A 19381-nucleotide genomic window follows, 5' to 3' on the forward strand; every position below is an offset into this window, starting at 1 on the left:
CGTGCTACTTGCAGAAAGTATCAATGTACAGTGCTTCGACCTTGTCTCTCGCCCACTGAGTACGACGCAAAAACTTTAAAGACGATTTAATGGAAGGATTGTTGTAGAAACAATTGATTTGGATTTCTGCATCTAACCCTTCCCATCCGTAGTGTTCTTGTAAACGTACAAGGATTTTTTCAAGGGTCAAACCGTGCAAGGGGTTATTGGGCTGTTCCTGGCTCATTTGAGGAAATTCCTGAGTGCAAATATCTAGAGCAGAGTTTACCAGATTAAGGCTTACTGTTTTTCAGTTTCCTCCAATATGGGCCTCTGCCAGCTGAAATTCACTCTAAATGCTTATTCGCTGCACAATGCGCGTTGAATTCTCTCTTTGTTCATCGAGATGTATTCGATGTCATTTAGGTATGCCTGAAGGTGGCCTTCCTCGATGTTTTTAGCAAAGGTTTCATTGCCATTTTCCGCCTCTTTAACCATAAAAGAGACTAAAGCCTTTAAGCGATGGACCATAACATCAGCCAGTTGTGCCCTTTCCGACTCTGTCGCTCCATAGCTATCACAGAAGAGCTTAGCTCTAGATATTTGATCTTCAGCTGTACCCAACTTATCAGCCTTATCCGTTTTAAAGGGAGACCAACAATAAACCGAATAAGCCAAGTCCCATACTCTTGGTGCAGGATGTGCAGTGTCGAAGTCAAAAGCCCCGACCACTGATTTTCCACTAAGAGCAACATTGTACGGAGTAAAGTCACCGTGACAGATAACCTCAAATGGTTCTCTAGGCTCCAGCATCCACTGCTGATTATGGACATCAATCTGACTTAGCAATGAGACGGTCGAATCATGAATTTTACGCAGCAATTTACCCGCAGAAGTGAGTGCTTCTGCGGAGGCTATAGCCCCAATCATAGGGTAATTATATGTATCACCAGCGATAAAACTTAGGACTTCTTGATTATCTTTGATACCTATAAATTTGGGGCACTCAGGCATATTTGAGTGTTCAAAGTGCGTTAACAGTTGATGAACCGTTGCACTCCAAGGTTGAAGGGGTCGATAAACGACATCTCCATCTCGATAGATTGCGGACTCACGTCCGCCTGATAATTCTTCCATGATACTCCTGTTGTAACACCGAAAACCGTTAGCGTTGAGAGCGACTACTAAGCATTTTCTTATTTCTTCTAACAAGATAAATAAGCATCAAGCCCAATACCGTTAGCCAACTAAAACTACTGCCACTATAGTTGCTCTTATAACTCACATCCGCGACATTTTCTTCCTTCACGCGGACCTTGAAATTGTCCAGTTCTTTGTGAAGATTTTCAATCATGTCTGTTACTGCGTCAGTATAACCTTCGCTTGAATTTTCATAGAACGTATCCTCAACACCGACTGCGGTAGACAACGATTCGACGCTACTTAACCCCGGAGCCCTAAACAGCATTTGAGTACTTTCAATATCAAAAACGGCGGTATCAACAAAAGTTTGAGTGGTATTTTCATTTCCAGGAATCAAATACATGCCGGCGATTGTCCAGTACAGCAATGCCGCATTATTTTGTGTGCTTCGAGTGACTTGGTCATACGACACTAAAGCCATTACCTGCACATCATACAGCCTAGACAATTGCTTCAAATTATCAAAACCGCCGCCTTTTTGAAGGTATTTATCTGAAATAATCTCTATCCTGTTGACATAACTTAAATCTGAAAATTTGGTCTTAACTTTTGAAAGCAGCTCATATTTTTTCTTCTCTGAAAGTGCAACTTGGTTAAAATCGGAACTGGGGACGAAGGCAATACCGACATTAACTGGAAGAGATAAGTGAGGAATCGAAGGCTGATGTTCTCGATAATTATCGGAGTCAGGATAAAGAAAATCGACCAAACTACTAGAAGCCGTTGTCTCATTTTGAATTAAACCACTGCAGCCAGATAGACTGATTAGACTTACCAATAACAACGCTATTTTTTTCATATAAAATCCATTTATTTGTTGATACTAATGTAGAGCTAGCCCTACATTAAGGTGATATATTTTCTTAGCAAGCGATAGGACTCGGCTTTCCAAGAGTCTCGCTAATCTCTTCCAATAAAACTACTTCTTTCAGAATGCTTACTTGATTAACTGACACCACATAAAGGTATAAGTGTCTCTAGTATCCACTCTAAATGCTTTGATATGAGTGTTATTCGGTTTGGACGGCTAATTTCTTAACAACGATTTCGTATTTACTTGTTAGCTTATCTTTTTTCAATACATAGTTAATTGCTTGCATAGCTTGTCCGCTGAAGTAACCAGCCATCCATACTAATACCAATTGAGCATTGAATAGAAACTTAGGACTTTCGAAACCTGTCATACTTGGAAAGGAGTTCACAAGCATGACCGCTAACAAAACGATTATAATAGAGAACAATTGCTTCAATTCATACGCAACAAAATATACTACTGAGTTGTTATACCTACCAATTTTTTCTAGTTCATACTCTGCCAATTTGAGCTTAACAATCGCACGCCTGTGACTGACGTACTTTACACCTATTCGCAACTTATCCCATGCGCCAACAATGGCTAAAACGAAGCCAAAAATTGGCAATATCACTTCAAATACGACTTCCATATGGATAACTCTCTCCTAACACCTAACGCCGAATTACGGGGTAGGCTGCGCTGCTACAAATTTAAACCATTGTGACATAAGCACTAACGCCAAACCAAAAACCAAAACTGCCAAGTGTTGAGAGTCCTATTGAACGACTTGTTATGTTGCTGATAAAAGGTACAATCGCTAGCCTTATAACAAGGACTAGACCCAATGCTATTTAACAACGATATCGATGAGATGATTAGCTATTTAGAACGTTTCTGCAAAGAACCACATGTAAAAGCACTTGATAGCGTCTCAGTTGAACAGATTAACTTACTTCTGGATTTCTTAGCACTAGCCCACAAGTTGAACTGTGATCTCTACGCTACGAGAAACCTAAAAAGTTCACACTTTATTGGTATTGGTGTCTTCGCTTTAACACAAGATCGAGCACCACATGGAAACCTGTTTCTCAAAGTCGAACGAGACCAACTTCACATTACATTTGAACTCGATATTTGTAATAAAGACAACTTATTAACACCAACCCGAGTGATTGATGCACTAACCTATCTGTCTGAAAGTTCAGGACACTCTCTTCTACCTGAAGACTACAACTAGTGAATGCCACATAACGCCGCGTTAAGTGGCGAGCAACGCCTGTCTCACTACCTAATCCATTGTGACATAAACACTAATGCCAAACTGTGACACAAAACTGCCAAGCGTTGACTGTCCAACTGAACGCTTGGTTATGTGATAATTTCGACCAACTCCAACATGTTTTGTATTTGAACTGCTTCGAAGTGGTTTTGCTCTTTAATTTTAGGTGCGTAGTAAACAGCTTTCATTTTTGCATTGATTGCAGCTTCCAAGCCCAACAAGCTATCCTCCACCACGCAGCAGTCTTCAGGGTTGAAACCCATTTCATTTGCTGCATGCAAAAATAGGTGTGGCTCAGGCTTCCAAGAACCAACCTCGTAAGAGCTAAAAATATTGTTATCAAAGTAACCACCTAAACCAGTAACGCTTAGAGCCCTGTTGATTTTTTCTCTAGGTGCGGACGACGCAATACAAAACGGTATAGAAAGTGATTCTAAGACTTCTTTAACACCAGCATTGGGCTTTAAATGTTCATCGAAGAGTGCGCTCACTTTGTAGCGATATTCAGACTCAAACGATGCCGGTAAAGAAATAGAAAACTCAGATTCCAAACTAGCAAATATAGATGCCAATTTGTATCCTCGAAATTTATCGAGTAACGCCTTAGCTTTGCATTCCACACCAATTTCAGCTAGCTGACGCTCTAGTGCTAAATTGCACAGGAATTCACTATCAACTAAAGTTCCATCAAAATCGAAAATGACTAGCTTCATGACTCTCCTTATCACATAACGCCGCGTTAATGGGCAGACAACGCTACCACGAAACCTAACCATATCACCATAAACATAAAACCCAATGATGGAATCAAAACTGCCAAGTATTGGTTGTCCAACTGAACACTTGGTTATGTGCGCACTAACGACATGGGCACAAAACGAACTCCATTAAACTCCGCTTCATCACCTGTTTTAAGAAAGCCATTGCCATGGTAAAAATCCACAGCGTTAACTGATGAACGCAAGCTTATTTCATTGGCATCGCTTGATGCCAACAAATGTTCAAGCAATTTACGGCCTAACCCCGTGCCTTGAGCCTGTTTTGACACAAAGAGATGGGTTAGATAGTTACCATCACGTAATGCAGCAAAGCCTAGCAAATTGTCATTTGAGACTGCCTTAATCGCCAAAAAGTTTTTTCCGCTAAACACAGTATGCAAATCTGGGACAATTCGTTCATGAAACTGTTGCTTACCTTCCTCATTAAACAGAGGAAGAATATCTATAGCTGAAACTTCAGAGACAAGATTCAGCACAGCATCGATGTCATCCGTTGATATGTTTTGAATTAACATGTTACCTCCAAGCACCATAACGCCGCATTAAAGGGGAGCAACGCAGCCCCAAAACAAAACCTTACCACCATAAACACAAAACCCAACGATGACACCATAAACACCAAGCGTTGGGAATCACTCTTAAATGCGTTGTTAGGATATAACTAATCAAGCGTACCTAAATTATTTTTATGGACTATTTTCCAATCACTTTTTGGAGAAAATCCTTGCATATTTCTAATCTCATTCTTTGTGAATTTAATCAGCTCTTCTACAGATAATTCTAAATTTACAGCAAACTTACAAGGTTGATTAACGTGCCATGGTGTATCTGTGAAAATTTCAAATCTGTTATTTTCAGGATCACGAAAATATATGGACCAAGTAGTGCCGTGAGATACGGTTTGCACACTGATTCCAGAAATTGAGTTTAATGATGAATTGAAACGCTTCAACTCATCGATATCTTTCACTCTAAAAGATATATGATCTATTGGGCTTTCAAGATTCCTGCGCGATTGCATTGGACTTAAAACAATTTGATGGTGCTCTTCCAGGCTACGGCTTAAAAAAACCATACCATTTTGCCCTTCCCCTCTATCAGTGACAACAAAGCCTAATTTACTCGTATAAAAATTTTCCATCCTAGCTAAGTCTTGAACGTATAATTCAATATGACTCAACTGCATGTTTGGAAAAATAAATTCATCCTTAGTTTCCATTTTCATCCTTACCCTAACGTCGCGTTAATAGGCAGGCAACGCTGCCGTAAACATAAATTATCGTGACATAAACACTGATACTAAACTGTGAGCAAAAGCTGCCAAGCGCTGGCTGTCCAATTGAAGGCTTGGTTATGTGCCGTTATGACTTCCCCAAATACGGCGCTAAGAAGCCATTCACCTGCTCACTACAGAGACCAACATCGACTTTTACACCTGCCTGTTCAAGAATAGCTATGCCCTTACCACTATTACGTTTGTCTGGGTCGAGTATGGAAACCACAACATGTTTGATGCCCGATTTAACTAGAGTAGTTGCGCACGCGGGAGTACGACCGACAAATGAACAGGGTTCTAGTGTCACATAGGCTACTACCCCTTCCATTGGACCATCGTAAGCATTGAGCGCTTGCACTTCGGCATGGTTCCCACCAATAGCTTGGGTATAGCCCTCAGATACCACCCTATCATCTTTAACAAGAACACACCCTACAGGTGGGTTGGGAATACAATTAGGCAAAGCACTTTCAGAGATTTCTAAAGCCCTTAGCATATATTTTTCTGGCATTGATTCGCACTCCTTGCTCTGTTACATAACGCCGTGTTAAAGGATGAACAACGCGGCCACCCAACCTAACGCATTGTGCTATAAACACTTAAGTTGAAATAGAACCCAAAATGCCGAGCGTTGAGAATCACTCTTGAACAGCTTGTTATGGTTTTATACACCTTTTAGCCGCCCCCATAGTTTACCCCAGCGCTCTAACTTTTCACTCGGACTTAGTAATCGCGGCTGAATTTGAATTGGCTTACCTAGTTGATGGACATCTTGGAGTAAACTCGCATTAACAGCGCCTCGTCTATGACCATCTATATCACACCCGACTGCTAAGAAATCACCACAACAATCGCAATGGAAAAATGTTGCTAATTTATCTCCATTTTGAATACTCGAGGCTTCACCACCAATTAATTCAATTACCATCCCAGGTTCACTGAGAATTTTTGATGGGTTGCTTTGGCAATAACTACAATCACATATTCTTGGATTGAGCGCTTCCAATGGTTTGTGTACTTGTATTTCAACCTGCCACCGACTGCAGTGGCAAGAACCTTTGTATTTTATAACCATATAAACCTGCTCATCGCTAATTAAAAAACACAACGCCGCATTAAGGTATGAGCAACACTACCACGAAACCTAACCATACCACCTTAAATACAAAACCCAACGATGGAATAAAATGCCAAGCGTTGGGGATCATTCTCAAATACTTTGTTATAAGCGTATTTCCTTTTACCACGTTCTATCTAAATCTTGTGCGTATAAAGAAATAGCTCGCTGATACTCTTTAATTGCATCACTGTTCGTGGTTGATACTAAAAGTTCGAGTAATAATGATGTTGCTTCTTTATGACGTCCCAAGTTGTAGAGACACATGGCATAGAAAGGCTGAACTTCAATAGAACTAGGGTACTCTCTTAGAGTTTGCTCAAAGTAGCTTAACGCCTCCGAATACATGCCAAGGCTTCGATAGGTGCTCGCTAGCCCAAACAAAGCATCGAACCTTTCTACTGACGACAATAGACCTAAAAGAGATGACCGGTAATGGGTAATCGCTTCTTGCTCATTACCTTCATTGTCGTATGACCAAGCAATTTGCAAGTGAGCCTTAGCAGAATAAGTTTCATCGTTTAGCAGCGTTTTTAGCAAAGCTCTCGACTCTTGATACTTATCCTCTTTCCGCAATTTAATTGCTTGTTCGATGATACTTTCCATAAACTCCCTCGAAACTTACAACGCCCTGTTAAGAGGTAAGCACGCAATGACTAAGCCTCTGCACGGCACTTCAACACCGAAATAAAACGCCTACCTAAAATGCCACGCGTGCTGAATCTCTCTTGAACTGTTTGTTAAAATGACGTATTCATCACTAACTCGCAATACATTGCCCCATAATGGCAAAAGAACACCCTATCGCAACAGCCCAAGAGACTGAGCGAAAAACACCTACATTTAGTAAATAGAGAATGTGGTAGATAACCCTGAAACCAACGTGTAGAAGTGCCAAAAGCTCAATATTTTTGCTGATGATTCCTGTTGTTAATGCTAACAATATCGCTATGGAAAAAATAATAAGCGACTCAAAAGCATTTTCATGTGCTGCAAGAGCCCGAGCGCCGAAACCATGTAATCTAGCCTGTTGTTCTCGGGGGTAGTTGTTATCGTAACCACCCTCTTTATGCATCGCGAGTGCTAAAGGTATTTTCGCGATATACGGAAGTAAAGCCGCTGCAATAAACTATAAATTAACGTATTCAATATATTGCCTCTGCTTGTTATCAAATAATCATTTAATGCCGCATTAAGGTGTGAGCAACGCTTGGCTATACTTGAGCGAAGCGAAACCGCCAAGAGTTGACTATCCAGTTGAACGCTTGATTATAACTACACTCTCCTTAATGGTTGACATGCTAGTAGAAAGAAACAGAACGCAAACGTGCTCACTGCCGCTGCCAAATAATTGAGTTCACAGTAGTTTACCAGCAAAGACATAACTGTAGGGGCGATAAAAATTGCTGCATATATGAACAACCTCACCAGTTTTAGTTCTTGCGAACACTTCTTACATGTTATGTACTTATCAAGGTTTATAGTTAACTTGGCACTAATAGGAATGAGTGCACTACAATTTGGACATTTAAACATATGTACTATCATCTAGTTTTCAATGTCGTACTAAACTAGCTACAAAAGTCGAACTGTGCAAAGAACTTGGAAGGTAATTCGAGGGGACTCAAACCAGACGGTAGTTATAACGCCCAATTAAGGGGTGAACAACGCTACCACCCACGCCTAAAGCATTGTGCCATAAACACTAAATTTGAAGTAGAAGCAAAAGTGCCAAGCGTTGTGAATCCCTCTTAAATTGCTTGTTAGGGGGCTAATCGTTGCTTGAGCATCTGGTTTGTTTCATAAGGTTTTGATTCAGTTTCCAAGCGCCCCATTATTCCATCAAGCTCTAACTCTGTTAGAACATAATCAAATCCTTTGTTTATCAGCCACTTTTTGACTAAACCAATATTTTTTACATCTGAGTTTACAAATTCAATATTAAATTTTGGTTTAAAGTAATTTATAAGTGTAGATTCAAAAATTTCTGTGATTGCCCCTTTGGGGAGATTACTCGAGCCACGAATATGAGCATTAACACCTATAAAATTACGACTGACAATTTCAGCTTCATCAATCACAAAGAAATACGCAAAATAATCATAATTTTCATTATTCTCTGAACTTAGAGTTGGCCCCCATTTTTCATGGTTCTTTAGCCTCTCAAATGTACTTACATTTGACTTCCCAATATAACAGATTTCCAGATTACTCAGCAGATCCATGTCGAACTGGTTGATAATCTGATATAGATGCAGGTCGGCATAAACTTCACGACCATGCAACCCACTTCTGATTGGGCACTTAATTTTCAAAACTTTATCGTTCGATTCAGACAATATGAGTTCAGAAAGGCTTATAAATTTGTCTTGATTTGATATAGATATGCCACTTGGTGATACATACCCCGATAAGCCACACCTAATAAAATTCTCTAAAGTCTCAAACTCACATCGAAGCATCTCAGATAGTTCACTTTCGCCATTGAACCAAAACTTAGCTAAATTAAATATTACTTCATGTGTCTTTCCATTTGCTTCAATTGTTCCTCGGAAGCAATAATTATTTGTCGGATAAAATGACTCCGGGATGAACTTAGCCTTAGACACTCTCACAATAGAGTAGATACGTGATTCGTCGACTATCTTAAATTCTTTTAATAACCTAACCGTATCTGCATCGAAAAGACGATGATGAGGCTGAAACATATATTGCTTAATATAAGAACTAAAATACCTAGTTTTCACTAATACCTCCTTGCCCCCTAACGCCGCGTTAATGGGCAGACAACGCTGCCACATACTTAACCCATTGTGACATAAACACTAATAACAAACTGTGAGCCAAAACTGCCAAGCGTTGGTTGTCCAATTAAACGCTTGGTTATGGAAACCTAAGACAACCAACACACTCATCGCAAAGCATGGGCTCATTGTGACCACTAAACACAACAAACCAGTATGCAGCAACCCAATGAAGCCCAAAGAAGAAACCTAACAACAACGATACAGCCAACTAAAACAAAGAAGGGCCGCCCCACTAAAGCCTAGGTTTAGCTAATTGCCGCAATACAAAATTTACTTGGGAGCCAAATGCAAACGGCAGATTAGCCTTAACGAAATACCCAAAGCGGCGTTTCACCAGAGATTTAAATTTGGAATCAACTGGGCATGTGGAAAGTACTATGAAACTCGCAACAGACGCAGAATCAACAAACCAAATAAGAACCAAATCTTGCTGCGCCATAACGCCCTGTTAAGGGGTGAGCAACGCAATACCAAAGCCGCCGCATACCACCTTAAACACTAAAACCAACGCATAGTGAAAATGCCACGCGTTGCGAATCCATCTTAAACAGTTTGTTATGCAGCTAGTCACCCCATCCAACCCGACCATCACAAGCAACACACCCGCTCGCAAAACTAAACTCTAAGTCCCCATTGTTTAAAGCACTACACCAGCCGCATTGAGCAACACCATCAGTAACAATTAAGCAGCTAGTACATAAAAACTCGTCAGCTTCTGTTCTTACAACCGTTTCATACCCTTCGCAAAAACTACAATGACCAAGATCCCAAGAGTTATCGCCTTCCATTGCCGCAATATGTGCAGCTCCATCATCTATCAATAGCTCAACGACGTCACTGGGTTCATATTTTTTATTGCAGGTTGGGCAAGTACCAAAACCTTCATTAACGAATATTAATTCGCCTTCACAATCAGAACAGCTTACCGCCAAATGCTTTTCGTCATGTCGGCAAACTAAACAAGAGCTCTCTTCGACTAACCCGCCCGATTTTGTCTCGTGCATAGATTCAAAACCACAAGAGGAACAAGTTGTTATTTTGTCCCCTTTCTTCTTGAGTATTTCTATATTTTTCTTCTTTTGATCATAAACAACCTGCAAATAGCTGTTTAATGACCTTAGCTTCCAGTCGATTGAAGCAAGCTCAGCTTCCCAACCCGCAAATACTTGATTCCATCGAGTACCAATTAACTTGTGTAAAAACTGCCAAGCAGACAGTTGTTGCTTGACGATATCTTGCACATTCTTTTTATTGTCAGCATCACTATGCGCTTCGTGGAAAAAGTGGACTACTTTATTCCTGTGGCTAGTTACATCTTTAAATGACTGTAGCTCTTGTTTTGTAAGCCCACTACATACAACCTTGTCAAGTCGCTCTGTTGCCGTTGATAATGAAACTGATTGAAAGTTTCCAGAGGTAAATTTATTCCAATCAGGTTTCTGATTATCGGAGATAACCAGAGTCCAATGCTCGTGCATTAGCCTAGCTTTAAGGAATAACTCCAACGCAGCGTGAAAGTGAATAATCGAGTACTTAGGACGCAGCTCTATGTCTTCAACTGACCTTTCTAGAAAGTCGAAAGCATTTTCAACCAATCGATCAAACATTTTTTGTTTAGACATCGAGTCTCCTTACTATCCAGTGCTGCATAACGCCCAATTAAGGGGTGAACAACGCTACCACCCAACCTAAAACATTGTGCCATAAACACTAAATTTGAATTAGAAGCAAAAGTGCCGAGCGTTGTGAATCCCTCTTAAATTGCTTGTTAGGCTCGCTATACCAACGTGTTGCCCAACTGCATGGCGCCACCCTTGGCTATATAATTAAAGTTACTTTTTGATGCAAGAACACGTTGATAGCTGTTTGCGATAATTTTGCTATTCAGGATAGCCACTAAGTGCTTGTTTGCTTCTCTCACACCATCCTGTCTATTAAATTCACCAACCAAAGCTAAGCTCTTTGATACAGGAAAATAAACCATAGTATCCGGCAAGCCAAACCCTGGTGAAATAAAAGTAGCTGACGCTGGGTCATGCCATGTGAGGCTAACAGGGTTATCAGTCGTAATAAACTCTCCAGCCCCCTCACCTGTTTTTAACAACACCCAATTTCTCTGATGAAGCAACTCGGTTATTCTTTGCATCCCGAGCAACTCCATATATATCTGGTGCTCCTTAGATACCGACACTTCAAAGGCACCTCGTTCAAACATCTCTTTCATTTCTTCAAAGGTTGTACCATCTGCAATATCTTCTCCTGTGTCTTGCTTGATTTGAGCAACCTGAGCTTCCCATCTTTCCTTGGACTCAAAAGTCATTGCCATTATATGGTTTGCGATCTGGATTTGAGGTTTAGCCAAATGCTCTCGCATCTCTGGAGACTTGATTGCTAACATACCAATCAGTTCCAAAATCACATCTTTCGTCTCACCAGAGAAATCCGACGTTTCTTCAAGCTTCTTTAGTGCCGTAGCGGCTTTACCCTCGAAATCAGATTGTGTTTTCTCAACAATTTCAGGATCTACACCTTCAATTTCCACACGATTAAAGTCGCGCATACCACCAACGTTCCTTGGAGTTGTCTCAAATTTCTTTTTGTTTTTTAAGTCTAAAACTGTGAGTTTTGATTTTTTAGCACTGCCTTGTGTGAACCCCTTTAGGTAACACTGAGATAGATAATGATGATGCCTTGATGTACTCAACTTCATACTCCTAAGTACAAATATTGGAAAGAGCCTAACGCCCTGTTAAGGGGTGAGCGACGCAATACCGAAGTCGCCGCATACCACCTTATTCACTAAAACCAACGCATAGTGAAAATGCCACGCGTTGCGAATCCCTCTTGAACAGTTTGTTATGTTGAAACTCACCACGTGTTTTACATTAAACCTTTACTGCATTTTCAACTGCATCAAGATTTCCATGTATCAAAGACAGCCTCAATATTATGACCATCTGGATCATGAACGAAGCAGGCATAATAGTTCTCGGTATAGTGAGGTCGTGGTCCTGGAGCTCCGTTGTCTCGCGCTCCTGCTAAAATAGCCGAGTCATAAAACTCTCGAACCTTTTGCTGGCTCGCCACACGAAAGGCAATATGAAAGCTCGTTAAAGCCCCCTCAGTCTTAGCACTACAGATCTCGAATAAGAAGCCTTTACCGAGGTCGAAAGCCCAAAACTTACCTTTTTCACCAAACACAATTTTGTACCCTAGTGGGCTAAAAGCTTCTTCATAAAACTTCCTGCTTCTTTCCAAATCACTAACGGAAATTGTAACGTGATCAATCATATATATACCTAAGATATTGTGTGGAAGAAGAGATTAGCTGAATACGTGTGGGCTTTGAAGCCCTATTCAACATAATACCCTGTTAAGGTGTGAGCAACGCAATACCGATGCTTCCGCATACCACCTTAAACACTAAAATAAACGCATAGTAAAAATGCCACGCATTGCGAATCACTCTTAAACAGTTGGTTATGTTTGTTCGAGTCACTGTTTATGAGCTTCTATTGCTCTGCGGATGAAGACTTCAAATGAGTCATTTGAAACATGATATGAATCTGAAAAATCATGATCTTCCCCATAGATTGCCCAATTTTTTGAAGGCACAAAATAGTAATAACTATCACCGAAAAGCCCAAATACTATGGCATCCGTACCTTTTAGCTCCGACGCCATTTCAGAAACCTCACTGCTCACATCTTCAGCAAAAGACGGTGAACTATGCATATCAATGCAACCATCAAAATACAAGCCAGCACCAAGTTCTTTTAAGAAATCTAGATAACTCTCCGGAATGCCTTGATACTGATTGCGAATTTTTTCTATGTTTTGATCAGACAAAGGCTCCCGGTAGTCTAATTCAAAATTACTCAAGTCTTTCAAGAAAGGGGATAAATCTGTATACCTAGCCATTAATACTCCAATTTCCGACTAAAAACATAACGCCCAGCTAAGTGGCTAGCAACGGATAGCACAATACTTAAAGCAGCCGCCGTAAACACTATACCTGGCTAGAACCAAAATTGCCGAGCGGTTGATAGTCCGTCTTGAGCAGATTGTTAGGTTTATTTACAAAGCACTTTAAATGAGTCTTTACGCTCATCGTAATGATGATAAGGGATTAGTAAAGGAAGCTTTGACAACTCTAAGCCTTCTGACTTATTCCCCCACTTGACAGCTCTTCCCGTAATATCGTAGTAAACTTGATTTTCATAGTTGATAAACCCAGTATTCCACTCGTTGCCAAGAAAGCTGATGTCTTTTGACTTATCGTACCACTCAGGGCCGATTAATGTGACAACACTATTATCTATTGGGCTTCCATCCCAAAATACAAAATACTCTGGAACCATTGAGCGCGAAGGACTAGATACAAACTTTATGGGGTACTTATACTGGGGCCACCAAGTTGGAAACAAGTTATCAGTAATGCTTCCTATCTGTTTCTCCGCTAGTTTTATTTCATCTTTAGTCCGCCTGTAAAAATTAATGTAGAGCTCACCTTGCTGCACACTAACCATTTGTCCAGGTTCTAGTTTGTAAACAGGTACAGTGACCTCTGAACAATGACTTGAATCTACCTGTCCACCAAGCGATTGGAAAGTAGCGACAATCAAAAGGCTGAATATTTGTCTCATAAAATCCCAATTAAACCTAACGCCGCATTAAGGTGTGAGCGGCGCTTGGCTATACTTGAGCGAAGCGAAAACGCCAAGCGTTGCGAATCACTCTTAAATACTTTGTTATACATTTTTTACCCACACGGATCCGACAACCCAGAACTCCATGCTTCAATAACACTTCCAGGGTTCTCTATTTTGTAGCAAGCCATAAGACTTGAAGGAGATTTGATGCCTAGCACTACCCCTTTACCCTCTACTTTCCCGAAGCTGTCTCGATAAACCAATAAAGCAGGTTGAATTATATTTTTCCAGTAAACATCGACCAGCTCGCTTTCACTCGTATATTTAAGGCTTTCGGATAACTTACTGGAACAAAACAACGTGTAAAATGTTACACCACCAGATGACATAACCGATGACTCTAGTGAGCAATTAAGAAGATTACTTTCACCTACTGAAGTCAAAAATGGTTCCAACTCACTTCCAGCGGCACTTAGCTCTAGCTGAATATAGGTAAAAGGTACTAGTGTCGTGACAACTAAGAGCAAGCCCATACGAAGCTTATTACCTGTGTAATTTTTAAACGCGTGATAATAAGTGAAAGGAAATAGGAACAGCCCTAAGAAACCCAACCATATCTTTTGCTTAAACATGTCGACAACGACTGTAAAATACAAAACTATCCCTATAAAAATCAGAAAAATAGACAAACTTAACATAATTGCGATTTACTTCCTTTTTAATGTATAACGCCGCATTAAGGTGTGAGCAACGCTTGGCTATATTTGAGCGAAGCGAAAACGCCAAGCGTTGCGAATCACTCTTAAATGCTTTGTTATATATTCATTCTTCTAGTTTACCGACCACCCATTGTGAACCCAAAGCAGAACGCCTTGCACAGGTACCTGGTTCCAGTGCCGTCAAATCATTAATGGTTGCATCCTCAGCCACTAGGTGCCCCACACCAATATGATGGGGGCGACCGCTTTCGACGCAACCGTCAATACCACACAGAAACTGCCAGTCTCCATCAAAATCTCTTACAGAAAAGAGCACTGGCCTAGTTTTCTCAAATACATGCGTGCACACAAACACGCCATAATCGTTTCTAAATTTCATAAAAGCCCTAGAATATGTAACGCCCAATTAAGGGGTGAACAACGCCACCACACAACCTAACGCATTGTACCGTAAACACTAAATTTGAAGTAGAAGCAAAAGTGCCAAGCGTTGTGAATCCCTCTTAAATTGCTTGTTAACTGGCTGACTCAAAGTGGATAAAAAACATGACAAGATCCACGTCATTCGCTTTTGACAACGTATAGTCTTTACCTACGATATTGGAAACAGCGGACTTCCAGAAACTTAGTGCCCCTGAATTTTCCAAAAGAATTCGGATTTGCCATTTACCCGGAAAAGCTTTAACGACTTGCTCCAAAACAAGCTTTCCTACGCCCTGACCTTTAAACTTACGTAGAACAAAAAATTGGGCAACGTCGTAAAATGTTAAGTCACTAGGGTAACGACGAATCAGAACAAAACCTGCAAGTTCGTTAATCACCTTTATGAAATATGGAGTATGATCATCTCGATTCCAATAAGGGTCGAACTTTGAGACATCGTACCCTCCGAACGTACCATCTTTAGCTGGATTCCATTTCATATACTCTGACATGTCGTATACGTAGTAGCAGAACAAATTCTCAAGTACATGCCGCTCTTCTCGTTCTATTTTTACTAGCTGAACTTCCATTTTTCTCCTTGCCCAGTTAACGCCTTGTTAAGGTGTGACAATACCGAGGCTCCCGCATACCAACTTAAACACTAAACCTAACGCATAGTAAAAATGCCACGCGTTGCGAATCACTCTTAAACAATTTGTTAGGTTTATGATTTTACGATGTAAGTGACAGTATTCTTTGAATATAAGCTGCTTTAGCCTCAGGATAATCTTGCCTACTGACGCCATTTGCAACTAAGCCCTGTTTGAGGACATTGTACTCAATTAGCAACTCTCGGTTTTGAATGTGAGCATCTCTAAGTTGAATATGTTTTCTTAACTTTGAGTCGCCGTGCTTATAAGCATGAACATGGATATAATCGAAGCGCTCGTTGTCGTTGTAATATGTGAAGAAACAACGACCTTCAACTCCCCGTTCTCCTTTGCAAGTAAAGCCTAGAGATTCGAGCGCTAGAATGTTTTGCTGCAAAGTTAAAGTGTCATTATATGCGATACCTATATCTATTATCGGTTTTGCAATTGAGCCTGGAATCGCTGTACTACCAATATGATAAATAGTCACACCACTCAAGCTAGGCGCAATCACGCTGACAATTAGCTCATAGGCTTCAGACCATTTATGGACGTAGTCGGTTAACTGGACTGTAAAACGCTCTAGCCCTATACCTAACTCTTCAAGTCGCTTTATCAACTCAGTTTTATCCACTTTAACTTCCCATGTTAACTCGTAAACCTAACGCCTTACTAACGGGCGATAACGCGATACCACCCAACTCGAATATTGTGCCATAAACACAGAGCCGAAATTGCGACTGAAATCGCCAAGCGTTAGGAGTCCCTGTTGAACAATTTGTTATATTGATGCTACCAAAACCAATTTATTGATTTAACTGGGATGCGAGCAACAGTAGCGAAAAATAGCAAAGCTGTACCTGAGATCATTCCTAAGTTTTATCAACCTCTTATTATTAATCTTTGCCGAAAAGCATTGGGACAAATAAGAACATACCAAAATGGAACACTACGAACGGTGGAGCCCCTCTAGAGCGCCAATGCTCATTCTCCATTTCATTCCATTCATCATAAAAACTCTTGCTGGATTTTATAAGCGGAAACAATGAAGCCAACACCGCACAAACCACCAGAGTGTTAAATAACTCACCCATTTCAATCTCTGAACTTGAAAAACAATATAACGCCCTGTTAAGGTGTGAGCAACGCAATACCGAAGCTCCCGCATATCACCTTAACCACTAAAACCAACGCATAGTAAAAATGCCACGCGTTGCGAATCACGCTTGAACAGTTTGTTATGTGAAAATTAATTTGGGCAGAGAAAAGAACCTACTAGCGGTTCCTCCACAACCTCACACTCTAGCGTTCCACTTACTGAAAGTTTCAGAGGATTCAAAGGTGTACAACATTCATTTTCAGGCGCTATTGAGTTTTCAACTTGGTACTTAAAAATGTTGTCGTTATCTTGCTGATAGGTAAACTCACACCCCGAAAACTCACCATTACTGTCGCCAAGAACCATACCATAACGTGTAACTATCTGAAATTTTTCTTCAAATTCGGTAAAAGCTTGAGAGACAATTTCAACATTCCCCTCGTAGCATTCGAATATGGTCTCTGCAAATTCATGTTCGTTCAAAGCAGCACTTATATTTATTGGTCGAAAATAAATATAAGGGCGGCAAAGGACACTATTGTTGTAGCGAAAGACGACGCCAAGCTCGTCTTCCTCTATGTACTCGTAATCATTTCTATTCAAAGTTAAATGCTGCGTAAAGTACGCTAACTTGAGCATTATATCTTTCACTATCCAATACCTTTCTTAGAACCGACAACGGCTTCTGGAGAGTTTTCACATAACGCCTTGCTAACGGGCGATAACGCTATACCACCCAATTTGAAACTTGCACCCTAAACACTGAGACTGATTTGTATGAAAGTGACCAAGCGTTAGGAGTCCCTGTTAAGCGACTTGTTATGCAAATATCAACGAATGCGAACTTTACCAATAGCATTAACTCGGCTGTATCTGTATTTGGGGTAATAAACCCAGAATGTGTTGTCATTCTTTGAGTCCTCAGCTATCAACAGCTCGACCTCACCATTGTTAACAACGATCCGCACTTTATTTTTAGTTAGTGGTTTCGTCCTATATAATGTCACATACTTTTTATTTTTTATTGCATCCAAGAGCTTTGATTCATCAAAGTCTACATCCGATTCAATAACAAAGCTGTAATCACTTATTTTTCAGTGAGTACTGTTCTGATTTGATGCCTCAGTAAAGTATCTGAGAGCATGACTAAGAATACCATCCCTACAAATACTACTATGCATTCTTTACCTTTACTCAAGCATCCAAACCAAAAAAGTAATAACAAGCAAAGGACAAAAATTATTTGAGTAACAGAAAGCCAAATGTCTAAGTAATTATCCATACTCCCTCATTTGCATAACGCCCTGTTAAGGTGTGAGCCACGCAACACCGAAGCTCCCGCATACCACCTTAAACACTAAACGCAACGCATAGTAAAAATGCCACGCGTTGCGAATCACTCTTAAACAGTTTGTTAGTTTTTACTATTTCCACTGAGCTCAGCAATGACGTCATCTGGTGTGACAACACGTGTTAGCAAATGAGTGATGCCTGGATCTTCAATAGGTTCGAGAGCATAAACTGGCTTGCCGAGACCTAAAGCGTAACCAATATCCATTGCTACACTTTTTCCAACATAACCACCAAAGTTTAGAATGTAAGTAATTTCGGCTTCTCGAATACGCTGCAAGCAACCATCAATACCATTAGCTTGAAGAGGCTCAGAGATAGTAGTTTCAATACCTGCATTGACCAAAGTTTCTCGTATAGCCAGCATCTTTTCTAGATTTTTGAAACTACCAGCAATATAGACAGATTTACTCATACAACTACCCTATTTTTGCGTAAATTTTGATGTAAACACTAACGCCCTGTTAAGGTGTGAGCAATGCAATACCGATGCTTCCGCATACCACCACCTTAATCACTAAAACCAACGCATAGTAAAAATGCCACGCGTTGCGAATCACTCTTAAACAGTTTGTTAGGGCTCAGTTACCCAGCGATACTAGTTCGTCTAGCTCACTCTGCAAGCGAGCAGTTCGTTCAAAAACTAAAGTTTCGAGTTCCGAGTAATATATCAATGGGTATATAGAGCCTCCTTTGTACATATCAGCTACTGATCTCGCATGGGCTTCGATATACTCGTTCCACTTTACCTGTGCAGACCCGTATGCTTCGGTGCGGTCACTATCTAGCTTACTCATTAATTGAGCGTAAACCTCGTTCATTTTAACTAATGAACGATTATAACTATCCGAAGCCATTTGGTTCATTTCAGTTTGAGTAATATGCTCAGTGCTACTCGTCTGCATATGAGAAACCGATTTAGTGTTTAAATCTAAAACATGACTCTGCACCGCACTACTTTTTTCTGTGAGCATAGAAGCAAACTGGTTTAAGCCTGAGATATCTAAACCTTGCTCACTCATTTTTTTATGTATATCTAGAACTTTTTGATGCTTATCCAAAATTTCTAATTCAGGTTTTGATTCGATTTTTCGCTTTATAAGATAACCAATGCCCGTCATGAGAGCTCCTAGTAAAACGAAGCCCAACTTTTCTATCATTTCATTCATTTACACCGAATCATCCTATGAGCCCTAACGCCCTGTTAAGGTGTGAGCAACGCAATGCCGAAGCTCCCGCATGCCACCTTAAA

The 19381-nt window shown here is 40.4% G+C and carries 26 protein-coding genes; 1 reads left to right on the forward strand and 25 read right to left on the reverse strand.

All coding sequences use genetic code 11. The features are described 5' to 3' along the window. Positions 1–4: 4 nt before the first annotated feature. The 4 genes from F0265_RS06660 to F0265_RS06675 all read right to left on the reverse strand — a co-directional run bounded on the left by F0265_RS06660 (position 5) and on the right by F0265_RS06675 (position 2627). A complete protein-coding gene (locus F0265_RS06660; RefSeq protein ID WP_005472135.1) occupies positions 5–226 on the reverse strand; it encodes a VF530 family protein in 222 nt (73 codons plus the stop codon). A 113-nt stretch (positions 227–339) separates the two neighbouring features. After that, positions 340–1116, reverse strand: a complete 777-nt coding sequence (locus F0265_RS06665) for an aminoglycoside phosphotransferase family protein (protein ID WP_171748304.1) — start codon at positions 1114–1116, stop codon at positions 340–342. A 28-nt stretch (positions 1117–1144) separates the two neighbouring features. Further along, a complete protein-coding gene (gene rhlP, locus F0265_RS06670; RefSeq protein ID WP_065740275.1) occupies positions 1145–1981 on the reverse strand; it encodes a rhombotarget lipoprotein in 837 nt (278 codons plus the stop codon). 211 nt (positions 1982–2192) lie between these two features. Then, positions 2193–2627 (reverse strand): hypothetical protein, encoded by a 435-nt coding sequence (locus F0265_RS06675; protein ID WP_171748305.1) that lies wholly within the window; start codon positions 2625–2627, stop codon positions 2193–2195. A 195-nt stretch (positions 2628–2822) separates the two neighbouring features. On the opposite strand from F0265_RS06675, the gene F0265_RS06680 reads away from it, so the two are divergent. Continuing rightward, on the forward strand, positions 2823–3215 hold the full coding sequence (locus F0265_RS06680) for a hypothetical protein (protein WP_171748306.1): 393 nt from the start codon (positions 2823–2825) through the stop codon (positions 3213–3215). A gap of 131 nt (positions 3216–3346) precedes the next feature. Here F0265_RS06680 and F0265_RS06685 read toward each other — a convergent pair whose 3' ends face one another. The 21 genes from F0265_RS06685 to F0265_RS06820 form a co-directional block, all read right to left on the reverse strand. Continuing rightward, positions 3347–3970, reverse strand: coding sequence for an HAD-IA family hydrolase (locus F0265_RS06685; RefSeq protein WP_171748307.1), 624 nt, complete (start codon positions 3968–3970; stop codon positions 3347–3349). Positions 3971–4104: 134 nt separating this feature from the next. Continuing rightward, on the reverse strand, positions 4105–4551 hold the full coding sequence (locus F0265_RS06690; RefSeq protein ID WP_171748308.1) for a GNAT family N-acetyltransferase: 447 nt from the start codon (positions 4549–4551) through the stop codon (positions 4105–4107). Positions 4552–4697: 146 nt separating this feature from the next. Next, positions 4698–5255 (reverse strand): VOC family protein, encoded by a 558-nt coding sequence (locus tag F0265_RS06695; protein WP_171748309.1) that lies wholly within the window; start codon positions 5253–5255, stop codon positions 4698–4700. 142 nt (positions 5256–5397) lie between these two features. Next, positions 5398–5823, reverse strand: a complete 426-nt coding sequence (locus F0265_RS06700) for a bifunctional diaminohydroxyphosphoribosylaminopyrimidine deaminase/5-amino-6-(5-phosphoribosylamino)uracil reductase RibD (protein WP_171748310.1) — start codon at positions 5821–5823, stop codon at positions 5398–5400. Positions 5824–5976: 153 nt separating this feature from the next. Next, a complete protein-coding gene (locus F0265_RS06705; RefSeq protein WP_095663894.1) occupies positions 5977–6240 on the reverse strand; it encodes a hypothetical protein in 264 nt (87 codons plus the stop codon). A 312-nt stretch (positions 6241–6552) separates the two neighbouring features. Next, positions 6553–7035, reverse strand: coding sequence for a tetratricopeptide repeat protein (locus tag F0265_RS06710; RefSeq protein WP_171748311.1), 483 nt, complete (start codon positions 7033–7035; stop codon positions 6553–6555). 154 nt (positions 7036–7189) lie between these two features. Then, on the reverse strand, positions 7190–7555 hold the full coding sequence (locus F0265_RS06715; protein ID WP_171748748.1) for an MAPEG family protein: 366 nt from the start codon (positions 7553–7555) through the stop codon (positions 7190–7192). 637 nt (positions 7556–8192) lie between these two features. Next, positions 8193–9176 (reverse strand): hypothetical protein, encoded by a 984-nt coding sequence (locus tag F0265_RS06720; protein ID WP_171748312.1) that lies wholly within the window; start codon positions 9174–9176, stop codon positions 8193–8195. 623 nt (positions 9177–9799) lie between these two features. Further along, entirely contained in the window at positions 9800–10858 is a 1059-nt protein-coding gene (locus tag F0265_RS06730) for a hypothetical protein (RefSeq protein ID WP_171748313.1), read from the reverse strand. Between the two features lie 155 nt (positions 10859–11013). Then, positions 11014–11946, reverse strand: coding sequence for a DUF4238 domain-containing protein (locus F0265_RS06735; protein ID WP_171748314.1), 933 nt, complete (start codon positions 11944–11946; stop codon positions 11014–11016). 203 nt (positions 11947–12149) lie between these two features. Further along, entirely contained in the window at positions 12150–12527 is a 378-nt protein-coding gene (locus F0265_RS06745; RefSeq protein ID WP_171748315.1) for a VOC family protein, read from the reverse strand. Positions 12528–12731: 204 nt separating this feature from the next. Continuing rightward, a complete protein-coding gene (locus tag F0265_RS06755) occupies positions 12732–13157 on the reverse strand; it encodes an SMI1/KNR4 family protein (RefSeq protein ID WP_171748317.1) in 426 nt (141 codons plus the stop codon). 152 nt (positions 13158–13309) lie between these two features. Then, on the reverse strand, positions 13310–13882 hold the full coding sequence (locus F0265_RS06760; RefSeq protein ID WP_171748318.1) for a hypothetical protein: 573 nt from the start codon (positions 13880–13882) through the stop codon (positions 13310–13312). A 116-nt stretch (positions 13883–13998) separates the two neighbouring features. Further along, positions 13999–14586, reverse strand: coding sequence for a hypothetical protein (locus tag F0265_RS06765; protein ID WP_171748319.1), 588 nt, complete (start codon positions 14584–14586; stop codon positions 13999–14001). 124 nt (positions 14587–14710) lie between these two features. After that, positions 14711–14986, reverse strand: a complete 276-nt coding sequence (locus F0265_RS06770) for a hypothetical protein (RefSeq protein WP_039952315.1) — start codon at positions 14984–14986, stop codon at positions 14711–14713. Positions 14987–15122: 136 nt separating this feature from the next. Beyond that, entirely contained in the window at positions 15123–15620 is a 498-nt protein-coding gene (locus F0265_RS06775; protein WP_171748320.1) for a GNAT family N-acetyltransferase, read from the reverse strand. Positions 15621–15762: 142 nt separating this feature from the next. Next, entirely contained in the window at positions 15763–16314 is a 552-nt protein-coding gene (locus F0265_RS06785; protein ID WP_171748322.1) for a GrpB family protein, read from the reverse strand. A gap of 262 nt (positions 16315–16576) precedes the next feature. After that, on the reverse strand, positions 16577–16774 hold the full coding sequence (locus F0265_RS06790) for a hypothetical protein (RefSeq protein ID WP_253809369.1): 198 nt from the start codon (positions 16772–16774) through the stop codon (positions 16577–16579). 155 nt (positions 16775–16929) lie between these two features. Next, the gene (locus F0265_RS06800; protein ID WP_345775861.1) at positions 16930–17430 is read right to left on the reverse strand and encodes a hypothetical protein; all 501 of its coding nucleotides are present in this window, start codon (positions 17428–17430) and stop codon (positions 16930–16932) included. 763 nt (positions 17431–18193) lie between these two features. Then, positions 18194–18544 (reverse strand): nucleotide pyrophosphohydrolase, encoded by a 351-nt coding sequence (locus F0265_RS06810; protein WP_010448889.1) that lies wholly within the window; start codon positions 18542–18544, stop codon positions 18194–18196. 166 nt (positions 18545–18710) lie between these two features. Continuing rightward, entirely contained in the window at positions 18711–19250 is a 540-nt protein-coding gene (locus tag F0265_RS06820) for a lysozyme inhibitor LprI family protein (protein WP_238929556.1), read from the reverse strand. Between the last annotated feature and the right edge of the window lie 131 nt (positions 19251–19381).

Origin of the sequence: Vibrio sp. RE88, from assembly GCF_013113835.1 — a bacterium.
Lineage (GTDB): Bacteria > Pseudomonadota > Gammaproteobacteria > Enterobacterales > Vibrionaceae > Vibrio.